20 protein-coding genes are annotated in these 17,629 nt (G+C 69.4%); 10 read left to right on the forward strand and 10 right to left on the reverse strand.

Translation table 11 applies throughout. From position 1 onward, the window contains the following. The first annotated feature begins 56 nt into the window (after window positions 1-56). The gene (locus ACZ4N4_RS02790) at window positions 57-815 is read left to right on the forward strand and encodes an SDR family oxidoreductase (protein WP_467583632.1); all 759 of its coding nucleotides are present in this window, start codon (window positions 57-59) and stop codon (window positions 813-815) included. A gap of 238 nt (window positions 816-1,053) precedes the next feature. On the opposite strand, the gene ACZ4N4_RS02795 is transcribed toward ACZ4N4_RS02790, so the two are convergent. Then, window positions 1,054-2,232 (reverse strand): D-alanyl-D-alanine carboxypeptidase family protein, encoded by a 1,179-nt coding sequence (locus ACZ4N4_RS02795; RefSeq protein ID WP_467583635.1) that lies wholly within the window; start codon window positions 2,230-2,232, stop codon window positions 1,054-1,056. Between the two features lie 200 nt (window positions 2,233-2,432). Here ACZ4N4_RS02795 and ACZ4N4_RS02800 point away from each other — a divergent pair, with 200 nt between their 5' ends. Beyond that, window positions 2,433-3,884 (forward strand): ABC transporter permease, encoded by a 1,452-nt coding sequence (locus ACZ4N4_RS02800; protein ID WP_467583636.1) that lies wholly within the window; start codon window positions 2,433-2,435, stop codon window positions 3,882-3,884. 88 nt (window positions 3,885-3,972) lie between these two features. Beyond that, window positions 3,973-4,770 (forward strand): ABC transporter ATP-binding protein, encoded by a 798-nt coding sequence (locus ACZ4N4_RS02805; protein WP_453575202.1) that lies wholly within the window; start codon window positions 3,973-3,975, stop codon window positions 4,768-4,770. An 18-nt stretch (window positions 4,771-4,788) separates the two neighbouring features. On the opposite strand, the gene ACZ4N4_RS02810 is transcribed toward ACZ4N4_RS02805, so the two are convergent. Together ACZ4N4_RS02810 and ACZ4N4_RS02815 are read right to left on the reverse strand one after the other, a co-directional pair. After that, window positions 4,789-5,775 carry an aldo/keto reductase gene (locus ACZ4N4_RS02810; RefSeq protein WP_453575204.1) on the reverse strand — a complete coding sequence of 329 codons (987 nt, stop codon included), beginning with the start codon at window positions 5,773-5,775 and terminating at the stop codon, window positions 4,789-4,791. A gap of 59 nt (window positions 5,776-5,834) precedes the next feature. Continuing rightward, window positions 5,835-6,161, reverse strand: coding sequence for a nuclear transport factor 2 family protein (locus tag ACZ4N4_RS02815; RefSeq protein ID WP_450759668.1), 327 nt, complete (start codon window positions 6,159-6,161; stop codon window positions 5,835-5,837). 120 nt (window positions 6,162-6,281) lie between these two features. Here ACZ4N4_RS02815 and ACZ4N4_RS02820 point away from each other — a divergent pair, with 120 nt between their 5' ends. The 6 genes from ACZ4N4_RS02820 (at window position 6,282) to ACZ4N4_RS02845 (ending at window position 9,862) form a co-directional block, all read left to right on the forward strand. Further along, window positions 6,282-6,827 carry a DoxX family protein gene (locus tag ACZ4N4_RS02820; RefSeq protein WP_467583640.1) on the forward strand — a complete coding sequence of 182 codons (546 nt, stop codon included), beginning with the start codon at window positions 6,282-6,284 and terminating at the stop codon, window positions 6,825-6,827. Window positions 6,828-6,858: 31 nt separating this feature from the next. Next, a complete protein-coding gene (locus ACZ4N4_RS02825) occupies window positions 6,859-7,239 on the forward strand; it encodes a MazG-like family protein (protein WP_467583643.1) in 381 nt (126 codons plus the stop codon). A gap of 118 nt (window positions 7,240-7,357) precedes the next feature. After that, on the forward strand, window positions 7,358-8,257 hold the full coding sequence (locus tag ACZ4N4_RS02830; RefSeq protein ID WP_467583646.1) for a dihydrodipicolinate synthase family protein: 900 nt from the start codon (window positions 7,358-7,360) through the stop codon (window positions 8,255-8,257). Window positions 8,258-8,451: 194 nt separating this feature from the next. Beyond that, on the forward strand, window positions 8,452-8,619 hold the full coding sequence (locus ACZ4N4_RS02835; protein ID WP_467583649.1) for a hypothetical protein: 168 nt from the start codon (window positions 8,452-8,454) through the stop codon (window positions 8,617-8,619). Between the two features lie 40 nt (window positions 8,620-8,659). After that, complete coding sequence (locus ACZ4N4_RS02840) at window positions 8,660-9,292, forward strand: DUF1345 domain-containing protein (protein WP_467583652.1); 633 nt, start codon at window positions 8,660-8,662, stop codon at window positions 9,290-9,292. Window positions 9,293-9,424: 132 nt separating this feature from the next. Further along, window positions 9,425-9,862: an NUDIX domain-containing protein gene (locus ACZ4N4_RS02845; RefSeq protein ID WP_467583654.1), complete on the forward strand. Its 438-nt coding sequence runs from the start codon at window positions 9,425-9,427 to the stop codon at window positions 9,860-9,862. On the opposite strand, the gene ACZ4N4_RS02850 is transcribed toward ACZ4N4_RS02845, so the two are convergent. Next, window positions 9,863-10,195, reverse strand: coding sequence for a hypothetical protein (locus ACZ4N4_RS02850; protein WP_467583657.1), 333 nt, complete (start codon window positions 10,193-10,195; stop codon window positions 9,863-9,865). It abuts the gene before it with no gap. Between the two features lie 265 nt (window positions 10,196-10,460). On the opposite strand from ACZ4N4_RS02850, the gene ACZ4N4_RS02855 reads away from it, so the two are divergent. Further along, the gene (locus ACZ4N4_RS02855; RefSeq protein ID WP_467583660.1) at window positions 10,461-11,012 is read left to right on the forward strand and encodes an HD domain-containing protein; all 552 of its coding nucleotides are present in this window, start codon (window positions 10,461-10,463) and stop codon (window positions 11,010-11,012) included. A gap of 112 nt (window positions 11,013-11,124) precedes the next feature. Here ACZ4N4_RS02855 and ACZ4N4_RS02860 read toward each other — a convergent pair whose 3' ends face one another. The 6 genes from ACZ4N4_RS02860 to ACZ4N4_RS02885 form a co-directional block, all read right to left on the reverse strand. Further along, a complete protein-coding gene (locus ACZ4N4_RS02860) occupies window positions 11,125-11,958 on the reverse strand; it encodes a PIG-L family deacetylase (RefSeq protein ID WP_467583663.1) in 834 nt (277 codons plus the stop codon). Window positions 11,959-12,311: 353 nt separating this feature from the next. Continuing rightward, entirely contained in the window at window positions 12,312-12,854 is a 543-nt protein-coding gene (locus ACZ4N4_RS02865; RefSeq protein WP_467583666.1) for an AMIN-like domain-containing (lipo)protein, read from the reverse strand. Between the two features lie 138 nt (window positions 12,855-12,992). Beyond that, window positions 12,993-13,808 carry an SAM-dependent methyltransferase gene (locus ACZ4N4_RS02870; protein WP_467583669.1) on the reverse strand — a complete coding sequence of 272 codons (816 nt, stop codon included), beginning with the start codon at window positions 13,806-13,808 and terminating at the stop codon, window positions 12,993-12,995. A 216-nt stretch (window positions 13,809-14,024) separates the two neighbouring features. Next, window positions 14,025-14,588: a hypothetical protein gene (locus ACZ4N4_RS02875; RefSeq protein WP_467583672.1), complete on the reverse strand. Its 564-nt coding sequence runs from the start codon at window positions 14,586-14,588 to the stop codon at window positions 14,025-14,027. Window positions 14,589-14,597: 9 nt separating this feature from the next. Beyond that, a complete protein-coding gene (locus tag ACZ4N4_RS02880; protein WP_467583675.1) occupies window positions 14,598-14,930 on the reverse strand; it encodes a hypothetical protein in 333 nt (110 codons plus the stop codon). 301 nt (window positions 14,931-15,231) lie between these two features. Further along, window positions 15,232-17,508, reverse strand: a complete 2,277-nt coding sequence (locus tag ACZ4N4_RS02885; protein ID WP_467583678.1) for a GmrSD restriction endonuclease domain-containing protein — start codon at window positions 17,506-17,508, stop codon at window positions 15,232-15,234. Window positions 17,509-17,629 lie beyond the last annotated feature (121 nt).

A 17,629-nucleotide genomic window follows, 5' to 3' on the forward strand; every position in this document is an offset into this window, starting at 1 on the left:
AGACAGCCAATGACCCAACACGGCCCTCCCCAGCGGAGCGCCTACGCTGCGACTCCATGAACACCAAGCAATCGAAGATCGCGGTGGTCACCGGCGCCGGTTCCGGTGTCGGGCGGGCCGTGGCCGTGGAACTGCTGCGGGCCGGCTGGTCGGTGGCGCTGGCCGGGCGCCGGCCCCGGACGCTGGAGGAGACGGCGGGGCTGGTGCCCGAGGGCGCCTGTCTCGTCGTACGCACGGACGTGGCGCAACCGGAGGACGTGGCCGGGCTGTTCGCGGCGACCGTGGCGCGGTTCGGGCGGGTGGACCTGCTGTTCAACAACGCGGGGACGTTCGGGCCCGGCGGGGTGCCCGTGGAGGATCTCGCCTACGACGCGTGGCGGCATGTCGTGGACACCAACCTCAACGGGGCGTTCCTGTGCGCGCAGGCGGCGTTCCGGCAGATGAAGGAGCAGGAGCCGCAGGGCGGGCGGATCATCAACAACGGGTCCGTCTCGGCACACACGCCCCGCCCGAACTCCGCCCCCTACACCGCGACCAAGCACGCGCTGACCGGCCTCACCAAGTCGCTGTCCCTGGACGGGCGGCCGTACGGCATCGCGGTCGGGCAGATCGACATCGGCAACGCGGCCACGGACATGACGGCCCGGATGCAGACCGGCGCCCTCCAGGCCAACGGGGAGATGGCCCCCGAACCCGTGATGGACGTGGCCGACGTGGCGCGTACCGTCCGGCACATGGCCGAGCTGCCTCTGGCGGCGAACGTGCAGTTCGCGACGGTGCTGGCGACGACGATGCCGTACGTGGGGCGGGGCTGAACCGCCGTTCAGCCCGGGCCTGCGCAACCTGCACAACCGGAATTCAAACATCCGCGGTATTGCGGCCGGTAGCGCGCCTATGCTCAACTTTCCTCCACCAGAGCTTCACAGTTGAGGCTCTGGTGTTCCGCCAACCACATCGAGGGGGAGGCGGCAGCCGTCCTACCGGACCGGGTGGGGGTGGACCCGTGCGGGACCGCGGGTACGCACCGGTGGGTGGGACGGCTGCCGCGTGACGTCAACTCGCCGGTGTGTCGGCCGAGTCGGCGCCGGCCGCCCGGCGACGCCGGCGCAGCGCCCAGGCCCCCGCGCCCAGCAGCGCGAGCGTTCCCGCGCCGCCCTCCGCGAGCCGCCACGGTGACGGTCCGGACGAACCCGAACCGGCCGCGGCGCCCGTCCCGGCCGCCCCCGCGGCGCCCTTGGCCGTGCCGGGCGACGGGCTCGCGCTCGCGCCGCCCTCGCTCAACGGGTCGACCAGGGTGCCGACCGGCTGTGCCGAACTCCCCTTGCCGAAGCCCCAGTCGAGCAGCGCGGCGGTCTCCTCGTAGACGGCGTTGCTGCCGCTGTCGGGGTGCATCACGGTGACCAGCAGGGTGCGGCCGCCCCGGGTGGCGCCGCCGGTGAAGGTGTTGCCTGCGTGACTGGTGTAGCCGTTCTTGACGCCGAACAGGCCCTTGTAGACGCCGAGTCCCCAGGAGCCGGTGAGCAGGCGGTCGGTGTTCTGGATCTGGAAGGTCTTCTTGCCGCCCGCCGGGAAGTCCGCGGTCCTGGTCCCGCAGTAGCCCCGGAAGTCGTCGTCCTTCAGCCCGTGCCGGGCGAAGAGCGTCAGGTCGTAGGCGGAGGACAGCTGGCCGGGGTGGTCGAAGCCGTCGGGGCTGACCACATGGGTGTCCAGGGCCTGCAGGTCGGCCGCCTTGGCCTGCATCTCGGCGACGGTCTTCGCGATGCCGCCGTTCATGTGGGCGAGGACGTGCACGGCGTCGTTGCCGGAGCGCAGGAAGACGCCCTGCCACAGCTGCTCGACGGTGTAGGTGATGCCGGGCTTGATGCCGACCAGGCTGGAGCCGGCCGGGACGTCGGAGAGGTCGCTGTCCTTGACCCGGTAGCGCTCGGTCCGCTCGAACTTCTTCAGCACGGTGTCCGCGAAGAGCATCTTCAGCGTGGACGCGGGCGCCAGGCGCCGGTGCGCGTCGTAGGAGGCCAGCACCTCCCCGCTCGCGCAGTCGGCGAGCAGCCAGGCATGGGCGGTGATCTTCCTGGGAAGGCCGGTGGCACCGCGCACCTGGACGCCGCGGCGGGCGAGGCGCCCGCCGCCTATCACGGTGGCCGCGGAGGCAGTGGTCGCCGCGGAAAGGGGAAGAGCGGCGGCCGTCAGTCCGAAGACGGCACGCCTGGTCAGCCGAGAGGAATCGCGCACCCCGGGACCGTACACCGCATCGAACAGCGGATTCCTGGGCGGGCCTCCTCGCCGCGATAGAAATTTGCTGTCTTATGAAAGTTTGATAAGACTACGGGCTTTCTCAGCTCTGACACATCTTTTACCCAGTGTGACTCAAAGGTTTCTCCCTAGCTTGAGCTCGCGTCCACAGCGGGCGCCAAGAACCTTCGAGGAACGGGATGTTTGGCATCTATCTCAAGCGCGAGCTGGGCCGGAGAAAGAAGGCGGCCCTGGTCATCGCACTGGGTCTGGCGCTCGGAATCGCGCTGGTCATCACGGTCAACTCGGTGTCGGCCGGCATGACCCAGGCGCAGGACAAGGTCCTCAAGTCGCTGTACGGCCTCGGGACCGACATGACGGTCACCAAGGCCCGTACGGCACCCACCTCGGGCAGCTCCGGCGGCCCGAACTTCAAGTTCGGCGCCAAGTCCAGCAGCAGCTCCACGCAGAGCTCGGACCGGGTGCAGACGCAGGGAGGTCAGGCCCTGAAGTCGACCCTGGTCACCAAGGTCGCCGCACAGAAGGGCGTGGAGAGCGCGGTCGGAGCACTCTCCCTGAACGTGACCAAGGTCGACGGCTCCTTCACCCAGGGCAAGGCGCAGAGCTCCGGCGGCAGCAACAGCGGTGGCGGCGGCCAGGGCCAGCCGGGCGGCACCTCCACCGGCCAGCCGCAGGTCCAGGGCGGCGGCGCCAACTTCAACGTCAACAGCTACTCCGTCGTCGGCGTCGACGTGGCCCACCAGGGCCTCGGCCCGCTGTCCACGATGAAGATCACCTCGGGCCGGACCTTCACCTCGGCGCAGACCGCTGCCAAGGTCGCGGTGGTCAGCAAGTCGTACGCCAAGGAGAAGAAGTACAAGGTCGGCTCGACCTTCAAGATCTCCGGCACCAAGTTCACGGTCATTGGCATCGCGACCCCGGACAGCAGTGAGTCCGACACCGACCTCTACATCCCGCTGAAGCCGGCGCAGACCCTCGGCGACGCCCAGAACCAGGTCACCACGATCTACGTCAAGGCGACCGACTCCAAGCAGATCTCCACCGTGAAGAAGGAGATCACGTCCAACATCTCCGGTACGACGGTCACCACCTCCGCCGACCTGGCGTCCACCGTCTCCGGTTCCCTCTCCACCGCCTCCAGCCTGGCGACCAGCGTCGGCAAGTGGCTGTCCATCGCCGTCCTGGTGGCGGCCTTCCTGGTGGCGGCGCTGCTGACCTCCTCCGCGGTCTCCCGCCGGGTGCGTGAGTTCGGCACCCTGAAGGCGCTGGGCTGGCCCTCCCGGAACGTCACCCGGCAGGTCGTCGGCGAGTCCATGGTGAACGGCCTGATCGGCGGCGCCCTCGGTATCGCCCTCGGCGTCGGTGCGGCCTACGCGGTCACCGCGATCAGCCCCAAGCTGACGGCCCAGCTGGGCAGCACCGGCGGCGTGGGCGGCGGCCCGGGCGGCGGCGGACCCGGCCGGCAGGCCACCCAGAACACCCTGGAGATCGCGCTGACCGCGCCGGTCTCGCTCACCACCATCGCGCTCGCGGTCGGCCTCGCGGTCACCGGCGGTCTGATCGCCGGTGCGATGGGCGGCTGGCGCGCCTCCCGGATGCGCCCGGCCGACGCCCTGCGCAGCGTCTCGTAAAGCCGCCAGTCCCCCTCGGACCGGGGCGCCGCTTCCGATCCCCCCGGGACGCGGCGCCCCACCCCACTCACCACCCAGTGGAGAACCCATGTACAGACTCACCGGAGTCACCAAGCGCTACACCCGGGGCAAGGAGACGGTCGAGGCGCTGCGCGGCATCGACCTGACCATCGAGGACGGCGACCAGCTCGTCATCCAGGGCCCGACCGGCGGCGGCAAGTCGACGCTGCTCCAGATGATCGGCGGCCTGGACCGGCCGACCGAGGGCAGTGTCGAGCTGGACGGCGTCGACCTCGCGCGGATCAGCGAGGCGAAGCTGACCCGGCTGCGGGCCGAGAAGATCGGCATCATCTTCCAGTCGTTCAACCTGATCCCGACGCTCACCGCGCAGGAGAACGTCGAGACGGCCCTGGTGCCGCTCGGCGTGAAGCCGGCCGAGCGGCGCGAGCGGGCGGCGGAGGCGCTGCGCTCGGTGGGCCTGGGCGAGCGCCTCACCCACGCCCCCGCGGAGCTCTCCGGCGGCCAGCAGCAGCGGGTCGCCATCGCCCGTGCGCTGGTGAAGAAGCCGAAGGTACTGCTCGCCGACGAGCCCACCGGCAACCTCGACGAGGGCACCCGGGACGACATCATGGGCCTGCTGGAGGGCCTGTGGCACGAGTACGGGCTGACCTTCGTCATGGTCACCCACGACTCCTCCATCGCCCGCCGCGCCCCGCGCCTGGCCACCATCAAGGCCGGCCAGATCACCCTCACCGAGCAGGGCCGCGGACAGCAGTACGCGCAGCAGGCCGCGGGCCACGGCGGCCCGCAGCAGCAGGATTACGGCCGGCAGCACGCCCAGCAGCCTTACGTGCAGCAGCAGTACGGCGGCGGACAGGGCCACTGACCCGTCCGCAGGGGCCGTTCAGCGCCCGAGCAGCCGGTCGATCTCGGCCAGCTGTCCGGCGGTGAGCGGCCCCTTCGCCATCGCCCCGGCGTTGTCCTCGGCCTGGGCGACGGACCGGAAGCCGGGGATGGGGACCGTACGCGGGCTGCGGGCCCAGATCCAGCCGAGGGCACCCTGCGCCAGGGTCCGGCCGCCGCTGGTGAGGACCGCCCGCAGCGCGTCGATCCGCGCGATCCACTCGGGATCGGCCTCGTCCCCGTCCCCGAACCCGGGCAGCCAGGCCGGCGGCCTGCTCCGGATGTCGCCCGCACCGGCCGCCTGCCGCCGGCCGCCGAGCAACCCCATCGCGAGCGGGCTGCGGTTGACGGCGGCAAGACCCAGGTCATCCGCCGCCCGCAGGAGTTCGGGCGCGTCCTGGAGCACGTTGAGGGTGTGCTGCACGGCCGTACAGTGCGGGCCCTCGGCGAAGACGGCGGCACGGGCCGGGTCGTCCGTGCTCCAGCCGTAGGCACGGATGAGCCCCTCCGCCACCAACTCCTCACAGACGTCACGGAGTTCGGCGGCGCGGGCCGGGTCCGCGTCGGAGAGGTGCAGCTGGTAGAGGTCGACGTGGTCGGTGCCGAGGCGGCGCAGCGACGCCGTGAGGGCACGGCGGACGTACGCCGGGGAGTCGTCGCTGCCGGTGAGGGTGCGGGTCTCCTCGTCGAAGACGTTGCCCCACTTGGTGGCGACGACGACCTCGTCCCGGCGCTTGCCGAGGGCGCGGCCGAGGACGCGCTCGCTGTGCCCGGCGCCGTAGGTGTCGGCGGTGTCGAAGAAGGTGACGCCGAGGTCGAGGGCGCGGTGCACCGCCCGTACGGACTCCTCGTCGTCGACCTTGCCCCAGCCGAGCGGCTGCCCGGTGCCGTCCTGCCACTCGCCGCCGATGGCCCAGCAGCCGAAGCCGAGCGCGCTGACCTCGATGCCGGAACGTCCCAGGGTCCTGGTGGTGCTGTAGCTGTCCATGCCCGAGGACGCTAGGAGTTGAAGTGCACGCGAGGGCAAGGGGGCAGGCGAGGTGGTTGTCAGGCCTGCCCGGTCTCGAAACGGGAGATACGGCCGTCGTCCTCGACCGTGAATTTCCAGCGGGTGACCATCTCGCCCCAGGTGTCGTTGCGGTAGTGGGCGAGCAGCGAACGGCCGCCGTTGGACTCGTTGTCGACGTCGAGGTGGCCGTTGGAGGAGAAGATCTCCCGGTCGATCCACTCGTCGAGGTTCCGGTCGGAGCCGTCGTCCGCCATGGTCGCGTCCGGGGTCAGGACTCCCAGGAGGCGCTCGCGGTCGTTGGCGTTGACGGCGGTGACGAAGGCCCGGACCGCCGGGTCGCTGAGCTTGGCTGTCTTGATCGTCATGCGAGCCAGCGTCACACCGGGGCCGGGGGCCCGCCACCCGAACGGCGGCGCGGGCGAGCCACCCGGGTGGCCCGGTGCGACGGTGGAGACCTGATCGCACCCCCGGCCCGAGGAGCCACCGTGACCTGCTACGACCGACGTGATGTGGGCCTGCTGCTGCTTCGGCTGGGCACAGGCGGGGTACTGGCGGCGCACGGCGCGCAGAAGCTGTTCGGCTGGTTCGGCGGGGGCGGGATCGAGGGCACCGGCCAGTTCATGGAGTCGGTCGGGTACGCGCCCGGACGGCAGAGCGCGCTGGCGGCGGGCCTGGCGGAGGCGGGCGGCGGCACCCTGCTGGCGCTGGGCCTGGCGACCCCGGCGGCGGGGGCCGCGGCGGCCGGCGCGATGGCGGGTGCGGCCGCGCTGCACATGCCGAACGGGTTCTTCGCGGCGGAGGGCGGCTACGAGTACGCGGCGAGCCTGGGCCTGGCCGCCACGGGGCTGGCGGTCGCCGGTCCCGGCCGGCTCTCCCTGGACCACATGTTCTGGCATGTCTTCGACCGGGGCTGGATGGTCCCGGTGACGCTGGGAGTGACGGCGGCGGTCACGGCGGCGGTGATCGGGGGCCGGAACCAGCGGTTGCAGCGGCGACGGGAGGGCGAGCAGGAGGCGTTGTTCGAGGAGTAGCGCCGGGTCGGTGCGCGGCAGACTACGACCCATGAGCGAACAGGACACCCCCGTCACCATCCCCGTCGCCACCCCTGTCACCCCCGTCACCCCCGTCGAACTGTGGCCCACCGTGGACGGCCTCTGGGCACGCCTGGAGGCCACCCGCGTCCACGCCGGACCGGAGGGCGTCCTCCTGCGCATCCTCAAGCTCTCCGAGGAGGTCGGCGAGGTCGCCGAAGCGGTCATCGGTGCCACCGGGCAGAACCCGCGCAAGGGCGTGACCCACACCTGGGACGACGTACAGGGCGAACTCTGCGACGTGGCGATCACGGCCCTGGTGGCACTGCGGACGCTGACTCCGCAGGCGCAGGAGGTGTTCGAGGCACACTTGCAGGGCGTCAGGGACCGGCCACTGGGTCCGTCGGCGTGAAGCCGTTCCTGATCGGCGCCGGACGGCACGTCGGCTGCGCATCGCCGCACCAGCGGTGGACGGCGTTCCCGCAGGCCGCCGCGTGAGTCATTACTCGTACTGTTCCGAGGAGTCCTCCATGTTCCGCGGCCTCAGCGCCTTCCCCCTCACCCCGACCAGCGAGGACGGCATCGACGAGAACGCCTTCCGCACCCTCGTCTCCCGCCTCGCCGCCGCCGGCGTCGACTCCATCGGGGCCCTGGGCTCCACCGGCGGCTACGCCTACCTCACCCGCGAGCAGCGCGCCCGCGTGACGGCGCTCGCGGTCGAGGCCGCCGACGGTGTGCCGGTCATGGTCGGTATCGGTGCCCTGCGGACCTCGCAGGTCCTCGCCCACGCCGAGGACGCCCAGAGGGCGGGCGCGTCCGCGGTCCTGCTCGCCCCGATGACGTATCAGCCGCTCACCGACGACGAGGTGTTCGGCCTGTACGAGGACGTCACCCGCGAACTGTCCGTGCCGCTGTGCGTGTACGACAACCCCCGCACCACCCACGTCGACTTCACCGACGAACTCCACGGCCGTATCGCCGGGTTGCCGAACGTCGCCGCCGTCAAGATCCCGCCGGTGCCGGACGACCCGGCCGCCGCGGAGCAGCGCGTGACGGCATTGCGGGCACGACTCCCCGGGACGGTGAGCATCGGCGTGAGCGGTGACTGGGCGGCGGCCGGCGGTCTGAACGCCGGATGCGAGGCGTGGTACTCGGTCCTCGGCGGCCTGTTCCCACGAACCGCCCTCGCCCTCACCCGCGCCGCCCAGGCCGGCGACACCGAGCAGGCCACCACCCGCTCCCAACGCCTGGAACCTCTCTGGGACCTCAACCGCCGGTACGGCGGCCTGCGCGTGATGTCGGCGGCCGCCGCGCACCTGGGCCTCACCACCGAGCCCAACCTGCCGCTCCCGCTCCGCGGCCTGCCCGTCGACGCCCGAGGCCGGCTGGTCACCGTACTGGACGACCTGGACCTAGGAACGACGGCGTGACCCCTGCCCCGGGCAGGCCTCGCGATCACTGTGCGCTCGACGCGGTCCGCAAGGTGGCGGCCATCAACTCGATGGCCTCCTTCGCGCCCCCCGGTTTGTCACGCAGGCGCCCGGACGCCCGCCGCCGGCGGTGTGCTTGTGCCGGCCCCACACCGGCGCGCCGTCAGGCGGCGTCCGGCTTGTTCCCAGGTGCCGTGAACCTGGGTGCGCGTAGGCGCTCTTCGAGGAGCGACGGCGGCACCGGCCTCGAGCTGCGGATGCCGAAGCCCACCGAGGAGGTCGGCGAGGAGGCCGGCGAGGAGGCCGGCGAGTTCGCCCAAGCGGACGGCCCCGCGCCCCGCCGTGCCGACCAGACGCCGTAAAACACGCTGACCGGCGGCGACGCCACTAGCGTGATGACGCATGAGACGCTCCTTGCCCCTGGATGCCGTGCCCCGCCTCGTCATCGCGGCGGTCGTCGGAGCGGTGGTCGGCGTGGCCGCGGCGCTGGCCACCGACGGAGCACTGGGCGCACTGGCCGCGATCGCCACGACGGAACTGTGCTTCGTCCTGGCGGGCTGGGCGGTGCTGTGGCCGATGGACGCCACGGTCACCCACCGCAATGCGCGGCGTGAGGACTTCCGCCCCGGGACGGAGGAACTCGTTGTGGTCGCGGTGGCCCTGTGCGCGCTGGCCGCCATCGTGCTGCTGCTCCTGCGCGGCAGGTCCGATCCCGGCCACGTGGCGGCGGCCATCGCCCTGTGCGGCGTCTTCACGGCCTGGGCCGCGCTGCATCTGATGTACGCCGCCCGTTACGCCTACGTGTACTACGACTCGGCGGGCGGGATCGACTTCAATTCGGACGACCCTCCGGCGTACCGGGACTTCTTCTACTTCAGCTACAACCTCGGCATGACCTACCAGGTGTCCGACACCGATGTGTCGAGTTCGGCGATCCGGGCGATCGTGCTGCGCCACACCCTGCTGTCCTACGTCTTCGGCACCGGCATTCTCGCCACCGCCATCAATCTCGTCGTGGGCCTCGTCAGCGGCTGAAGGGGCGGCCACGGGGCAGGGCGGGTGGCCGCGCGGCGTGAGCCGGTGTGTCCAGGGTAGGAAGCATGCGTCGCGCTGACGTGGCCGGACGGCCGGCAGTCAGACGGAGCGGGAGGGCAGGGGTGGGTCATGATGTCGGAGCAGGCTGCCGGGAGCGTGGTGGCCGCGGTCGTCGTGTACGACGGGCGTCTGCTGCTGGTGAACGAGAAGGGCGGCTGGGAACTGCCGTCAGGGACTCCTGAACCAGCCGAATCGGCGACGGCCACCGCGGCGCGCCTGGTGTACGAGCTCACCGGTTATCTCACCGACGGCTCAACGCTGCTACGACCGGCGGACGCTGCTCCGAGGGAAACGGCTCCGACGGACACGGCTTCAACGGATACGGCTTCAACGGATACGGCTCCGACGGACGCGCGCTCGTTCGCGGTGTGCCAGTTGTTGTCCGAAACCCCGTCCGCAGAGGCTCGGCTCGGCCCGGAGCAGTTCCGGTGGTCCCCGTTCGCGGAAGCCATCGACGCCGGGCTTCCCGGACTCGTACGGGTCTATCTGGAGGGCCATACGCCCGTCTAGTCATACGCCCGCCCGCGCAGAGGGACCGGCCGGGCGTCGCCACCTCCCGGGCGGGCCCGCGCGACGCGCGCACCGGCTGTCCAGTCCCGGCACCGGCCCGTCCGTCACCAGGCGGGCCGCCTCGTGGAGGATGACCACACGGATCCGCTTGCCGCCGCGCAGGGACAGTTCCCTCAGCAGGTCCAGGCACTCCGGGGTGAACCTGCTGAACGAGGGGGGGTCGAGGGCACCGCCCAGGGAGTCGAAGTACTCCGCGAAGAGCTTCTCGAAGGCCTGGGTGTGACCGGCGAGACGAGCCGTCAACTGGTCATGGCCACCAGTGGGGTCGGGCATGGCGGGGCTCCTGGGGCGGGCGGGTGGACGCGGGTGTCCCATCATGCGCGACGGGATGCCGACCGCCCCACCGAAGGAACAGGAGCGCAAAGAACGCGCTACGTCTGTCCGGACTGTTCACTTTCCGGGTCGGGGCCGTTGGCCGACGGCAAGTTGTCCGGACGAGTTGGACGGACACCGTTCCCGATGTGAGTACGGCCAGGTATCCGGAGATCAGGGACCGGCCCGACACAGCTTCGCGCAGGGCTTCCGACACGGAGGAATCATGAACACACTCACGAGTGACCGACTGGCCGAACTGATCGACGGCCTCGCGGTCCTCCCCTACGGCGGGGAGCCGGTCGACCAGCGCACCCACGCCCTCCAGGCCGCCCACCTCGCGGCGGCGGCGGGCGCCGACGACGAACTGGTGGTCGCCGCCGCGCTGCACGACATCGGCAGGGCGAAGCAGGTGCGGGCCGAGCACCCGGGCCTGCCGCACGAGCTGGCGGGCGCGGCGTGGGCCCGCCGGCACCTGAGCGAACGCGCGGCCTGGATCATCGCCCAGCATGTCCCGGCCAAGCGCTACCTGGTGGCCACGGACCCCCCGTACCGGGCCCTGCTCAGCCCGGCGTCCATCGCGTCCCTGAAGGTCCAGGGCGGCCCGATGGACGAGACGGAGACCGCCGCCTTCGCCGCCCACCCGATGGCCGAGGACGCGGTGTCCCTGCGCCGCTGGGACGACGCGGCGAAGGACCCGGAGGGGCCGGTACTGGGGGTGGGGGAGCTGGTGGCGGCGTATGAGCGGTGCACGACGGGCGGGACCGGCGGCTCCTGATCGCCGTTACGGCCCCCGCCCCTCCCCCCTCGCCCAGGTTCCGATCGAGGCGGACTGCCGCTTCACCGTCCCCCTGCGGGGCGGCGCAGCGGGCCGACCGGGGTGCGCGCGGTCAGCGCAGTCCGGCGAACAGGTCGTTCTCGGGCACGGCCGCGCCGGTGGTGTCCTGGACGCGTACGAAGGTCTCGACGCCCATCAACTCGGTGAACTTCTCCGGGCCCATCCTGAGGAAGAAGATGTTCTCGCCCTGGCTGGCGTGCGCGGCCAGCGAGTCGAACTTCTGGCCGCCGAACCCGGTGGTGTCCACCCAGGTGGTGATCTCCTCGTCGGGCAGTCCGATCTCGGCAAGCGCGGCGGCCTCGGCGGGATCCGGCTCCGGCATCTCCTCACCGAACTCGCGCATGACCTCCCCGAACCGCTGCATCGCCGAGCGGGGCATCGTCGTCCAGTACACCTTCGACGCGGAGTCGGTCATCGCCAGCGCCGCCATCGTGATGCGGTTGGCCTGGATGTGGTCGGGGTGCCCGTAGAAGCCGTTCTCGTCATAGGTGACGACCACATCGGGCTGGTACTGCCGGATGAGTTCCGCAAGCCGTGCGGCCCCCTCCTCCACCGGCGTCTGCCAGAACGCCCCGGGGGCGTCGTTGGACGGCCAGCCCATCATCCCGGAGTCGCCGTAGCCCAGCATCTCCAGGTGACTGATCTTCAGGATCTCGCAGCTGGCCTCCAGCTCCTGACGCCGAATCGCGGCGACGGCCGCCGGGTCATGCCCGGGATCACCCGGTTTGACACCCCCCGGCCCGTCACCGCAAGCGCCGTCGGTACAGGTCACGAGGACCGTGCGCACGCCCTCCGCCGCATACCGCGCGAGGACGCCTCCGGTACTCGTGGCCTCGTCGTCGGGGTGGGCGTGCACGGCCATGAGCGTCAAGGGCCGGTCGTTCATAAAACAGTCCTCCTGCTGGGAAATCCTCGGTCTGAGTCCACGGCGGGTACATGGTCGAGCGCCCGCCCCCTAATGAAAGACGACCGGGCACACCGATTTTCATCGCCCTCGCGACACCGCTTCCTCGACCGCTGCAACAGCGCCGGCCGAACATACTGTTCCCGCCGCACACCGGCAGGTTCCCCGGCCGCCCCGACCAACGCCTGTCGCGGAAGGCCGGAGCACCCAGCAACCAGCACCCGAATCCGGCACCCGGCACCCGGGATCCGCACCCGGCAACCGGCACCGGTCTCGGCCCCCTGCCTGCGCCACCGCGACACCGTGATATACGGCACAGTGGCGCCCGTACAGGATCACCAGGTGTGAGCCACGTCCACCACGAGATGGTTGGCCGTCTGGAAGACCCGGAACGGCAGCCGGGCGCGGACGCCCAGTCCGGCCTGGGTGTAGCCCTCGGAGCCACCTGTGACCTTGAACTCCCGGAAGGTCCGGTACCCGGTGACGTTGACGGACGGAAGCGTCGGGTACGGCTGTCCGGTTGCCGGGTCGTAGCGCGGGGAGAACAGCGAGATCTCCAGAATGGCTCCGCCCTTGATCGGAACCACGACGTCGGACGGGTCCTGGTGCAGCACGTCGACGTAGCGAACCGTGTACCCGATCGGGTCGGCCCCCGTCCCCTGGGCATCGAAGACCAGCCGGTCGAAGCACTCGTGCTGTCCGGCCCGCACGTCGGCCAGGCGCCGTGCGGCACCAGAGTCACCGCTCTTCTCGAGACTCCCCCACGTCACGGCGCAGTCCACGGCGGCCGTCGGCGCGGCCACCGCCGGAACCGTCCCGGCCAGCAGACCGCCGCCCGCCAGCATCATCGCGGCCAGTGCAGTACCTATCCGTCGCATGACTACCCCCGGTAGCTCGCGCAGGTGTGTGTGTCTGTTCAGACCGGCGGCGTTCCGGAAGGTTGTGCGCAGTGGAGCAGCCCATCGCGGCGCAGGGGCCCTTCCGGCACCAGGCGCCCCGTGAGACCACTCCTGTCGTTACGGCTTACGCGCAAGTCCACCGTGCTCGGCGACGACCTCCGGGACGCCCGAACCGGGCTCCGGACGCCACTCCGTCACCGAGACGACACCGGGGTCGACAAGCTCCAGACCGTCGAAGTACGCGGTGATCTCATCGATGGAGCGCAGGTTGTACGGAACGGCGCCGCTGCTGTTGTAGGCGTCCTGGGCCTGCTCGAACACGGGGTCAATGCCACGGGACCCGTCGTTGATGGAGAGGTAACTACCCGAGGGCAGAGCGCCCATCAGCCGGGTGACGATGGAACGCGCCTGGTCGTAGTCGGCGACATGGCCCAGGATGTTGCTGAGGATGAGCGCGGTGGGACGACCGAAGTCCAGCGTCCTGGCGGCGACTTCAAGAATGCGATCCGGGTCGTTCACGTCGGCGTCGATGTAGGCGGTCGCGCCCTCGTCGGTGGAGTACAGCAGCGCACGGGCGTGGGCGAGCACCAGCGGATCGTTGTCGACGTAGACGATCCGCGCCTCGGGAGCGAGCCCCTGGGCGACCTCGTGGGTGTTCTGCGCGGTCGGAAGCCCGGTACCGACGTCCAGGAACTGCCGGATACCCGCCTCGGAGACGAGATACGCGATGTTGCGCCGCAGGAAGCCACGGCTGGAGCGGGCGATGGTGACGATCCCGGGAAACACCTCGGTGTACGCGTCACCGGCCTGCTCGTCGACGGGGTAGTTGTCCTTGCCGCCCAGCCAGTAGTTCCAGATACGGGCGGAGTGCGGCACCGACGTATCGATCTTCTGCTGCTCCGCCGGCTCGGGCGTCGTCACAGGGTCACTCATGAGTCGTGCACGTCCTTCAACCGGGGCGGGGACCATCCGCAGCACATCCTACGATCGAACTCCCTTCCCCTGCCCGCTAGTTCACGTCTCCTTCCGAGCGGTCGGGACAGGGGCGCCCGGTTTTCGACCGACCGAAACCGTTCCGCCAACCAAGCCGGTACTCGCTCGTGGAATCGGCCCATGCCGCCCGCACGATGCGCCCCCGCTCTGCCTCCGTCACCAACCGCGCGCCTCGGACGCCCACGTACCCGCCTTGTGAACTTCCGGTCCCTCGACGTGCGTGGCACCGGCCACGTACAGCAGCCACAGCAGCTCAAGGGAGCCGAAGAAGGACTCCCCCCAGCTGTCGACCCAGACGCAGACCCGCGACGGCCCCACCGGGACGATGTCCCAGAACTCCCAGCCGCGAGAGTCCTCTTCCGGGTCGAACCGATAGATCCAGTTCTGCAAGGACCAAGAGCCTCCACCGCTACGGTCCACGTAGGCGGTGCGGCCGTGTCGGGCGAATTCCGGTTGCGGCGCCTCACCGTCCCGGACGGACACCGCCCTGAACCAGTCAGGGAACTCGTCCGTCGGCAGATCTTCATCGCCGAACTCCACCGTGCAGGCCAGGTGGAGGGCGGCCGACAGAACGCGACGTACGCGTAGCGCGTACGCCTCGGGAGTCCCTTCAAATACATCGACAGTGAAAGCGGCCAGAACCGACGGAGCCGAATCGATCGCGGGGCGCTGCCGAACGCGGTCCAGTTCGGCGGCGACACTCTCCCCGCTGTGAATCATCGCACGATCCTATCGTTCCTGTACGACACTTCCGGAGCCCGTAATGATGTTGTCGCGGAGTTCGTTGAGGAGCTTGGCCGGCATTCCGTAGAGGTCTTTCCCCTTGTTCGTTGAGGAGCTTGGCCAGCATTCCGTAGAGGTCTTTCCCCTTGGTCGAATCGGAGTTTTCCGGCAGGCTTTCCATTCCGCGCGGGTGAAGGCGGCACCGTCAGGATGATCGTCCTTGTTCTGCGGCAGAGCGGACTCGCGGGTCTTGGCCAGGTAGTTTTCGGGGATCTTGAAGGAGACGCTCTGGCCGCCGGCACCCCGATATTCCAACGTGTGCTTGATATTGCCGCTCATGTTCAGATAGAGCTTGCCTTTCCGGTGATCTTCACCTCGCCGTTCTCACCGATGTGGATCCGTTGGCTCAATGGGTGGTCGGTCTGTTTGCGGTAGACCGAAATCAGGTCCTCGCCGCTTCATCCGTCGTACTGAAAGCGCGTCGGCTCGCCAAGCACCAAGCTGGCGCTTTCGAAGTCGGCCAAGCGGGCCGCCACCGTGGCCACGGCGAGGCGTTCCGGGAGGGCGGCGGAGAAGAGTCTCGATCAAACCCGGACCAGTTCACATTCCCCTCTGCTCGGAGGGCTGGCCATAAGGACGCTCATCCCCAGTGTTCATCCTGGTAGCGCAGGAGGTCATCGCCGTGGAGCTGCTTGGTGGCGTTGCCGACCCGGACCCAGAAGTCGGTGGCGCCGTTGCCGCCCTTGGCGGGCTTGGCGAACACCGGCCTACCTGCTGCGGCAACGCTGATCTGACAGACGACGTTGCCGGAAATTTCGGGGAAGCGTACGCGGACGGTGGTCGCTGTGGGGGTCGACAGGCTGCTGTCGAGGAGTTGGCGTACGAAGAGCTCGTATCCGTCGACATCGGCCTGCGACTCCAGAGTGGTGAGGTCGTTCTCGATGCCGAGGACAGTCCCGTCGTCGGCGACTCCGATAAACAGGTTTCCGCCCTCGCCGTTCAGGAAGCCGCAGACGGCCTTGACGATGTTGTGCCGTAGGGACTTGTCGGCCTGCCGGGTGTGCACGTTCCAGCGGGCGCTGGCCTTGAACTCGGTGCCCTGGGACTCGCCGGCGGCGATCATGTCTGCCGGGGTGGTCGGGACGTACGAGGGGCGTTCCCCCGTAAGGGTTTCGAACGCTTCCCGCACGACCTTGGCGATCAGCTGGCGCCGCCGTTCCAGGAAGGTGAAATAGTCGAGCTGTTCCCAGCCGACCGGGAGCGCGTGCCACCGTACCTGCCGCTCGAGCGCCTCCGGGTCCATCGCGTCCGTGATTCTCGGCCAGTAGTCATGTGGTGCGTCGGTGTTGGACTGTCCATCTGCCGGCCACGTCACGTAGGCCATGTTGGCGATGGCATTGACTTGGCGCCGGTCGGTGATACCCAGTCTGGCGAGCGCCTTGCGGTGGAACAGGTTGTCCCGGTCGACAGCCTTGGCGGGTTTGACTGATGGGTCCAGCAGATCACGGATTCGTTGGTCGCCGAAGAGCATTTCGGCGTCAAGGATGTTGAGCGCCGCCTGGTAAGCGAACAGCACCGGTGAACGCGACGAGGAGGTGTCCAACCGGTTTGGCAGGGAGATGTCCCAGTAGTCGCCGGTGAAGTTCGCTGCGATGATCCGGTCGAGCTCCGCGGTGAAGGCTCGGCCGTCACCTGGCGGCAGACTTCCGATGCGTCCCAGATCGAACTCCATCTGTGACTCCGGCGAGTTGGAGTACCGGCCGGTGGTGTGCGCCATGAAGAACCACCGTCCGATCACGGGGCGGAGTTCATCGGCAGTCAGCCCGAAGTCGTGGCGTCCGATCAGCCAGATCGTGTAGCTGTACAGCAGGGCATTGTCGGAGGTGATCATCTTGCGGCTGCGGAAGCCGGCCGCCGTGACGCACTGGAAGAACTCATGCCAGCAGGTCAGGTCCAGGACCTTCGTATGTGCTTGGGCGAGCCGGTCGAACTGCTCCTGCCGTCGAGCGGCGGTGACCTTGCCGGTTTCGAGGTCCTTTCCTCGCAGGACGCTATAGACGTGCTGCAGCCGGGCGCGCCGGAAGGCAAAAGCGACGGCTACGCGCAGCAGTTGGTCCGGGCTGGGATCCAGAAAGGCGTTCCGAGGGCTCGGACCGGGGAGTCCTGCGATCACCGCGCTGCGGCTGAAGTCTTCGAGCTGGCGGCGGCCCTTCTCCCAATGCACTGACATCAGGGTGAGAATGAAGTCGGACTGGTTGAGCTTCACGCCTTCGGAGTTGATGCGCACGAAGATGTCGGCGACCTGCTCCTCGTTGGCCGAAGCGCCCAGTTCCACAACCTGGAAGCGGAACTCGTGCAGGTCCCGGACCCTGTCAATGCGTTCTTCGAGCTCATCCTTGGCAGCGTCCGACAAAGGCTGTCCGCTGGTCTGTTCGAGCCGTTGAAAGAACTGCCGGACGGTGGGCTTGTAACCGCCGTGGGTCCAGAGCGCGGTGATGTCCGGAATGAAGTGGGCGTCACGCTCGATCGCCGCGTCCGTGACCTCGAAAGTCTGGTCCTCCGGGCGGAACGCGATGCGAACGTTGATCTCGTCGAAAGACTTGGTGACGATCTTGCGTCCGGTGAGGACAGCGAACAGGGCGGTGAGCCGCTGCTGCCCGTCAACGACCAACAGCTGGGGTGCTCGATCGCCGGCTTGCGTTCCGATCTGCCGCGTCCCCACCTCAGCGCCGGTCTCCCAGAACATCAGGGTGCCGATCGGGTAGCCCCGATACATCGAGTCGAAGAGATCGCGGGTCTTCGCCGCGGACCAGACGAACGGGCGTTGGATGTCGGGGAGTCCGATACGGCCGCCTTCGATGTTCTCGATCAGGTGCCGGAGCGTGTAACCAGTGTCGCGATACAGAGTGGGTGGCACAGCCGAGGGCTCCTAACGTCCGAGGGCAACTGGCCGGCGGAAGCGGTCAGAGCGTGGGAACAGCATCAGGTTTCTACCACGCGGACACGTCGCAACGCAGGACCAATGGCCCTCGCCACAA

The sequence above is a fragment of the Streptomyces sp. NPDC026538 genome (assembly GCF_055567535.1).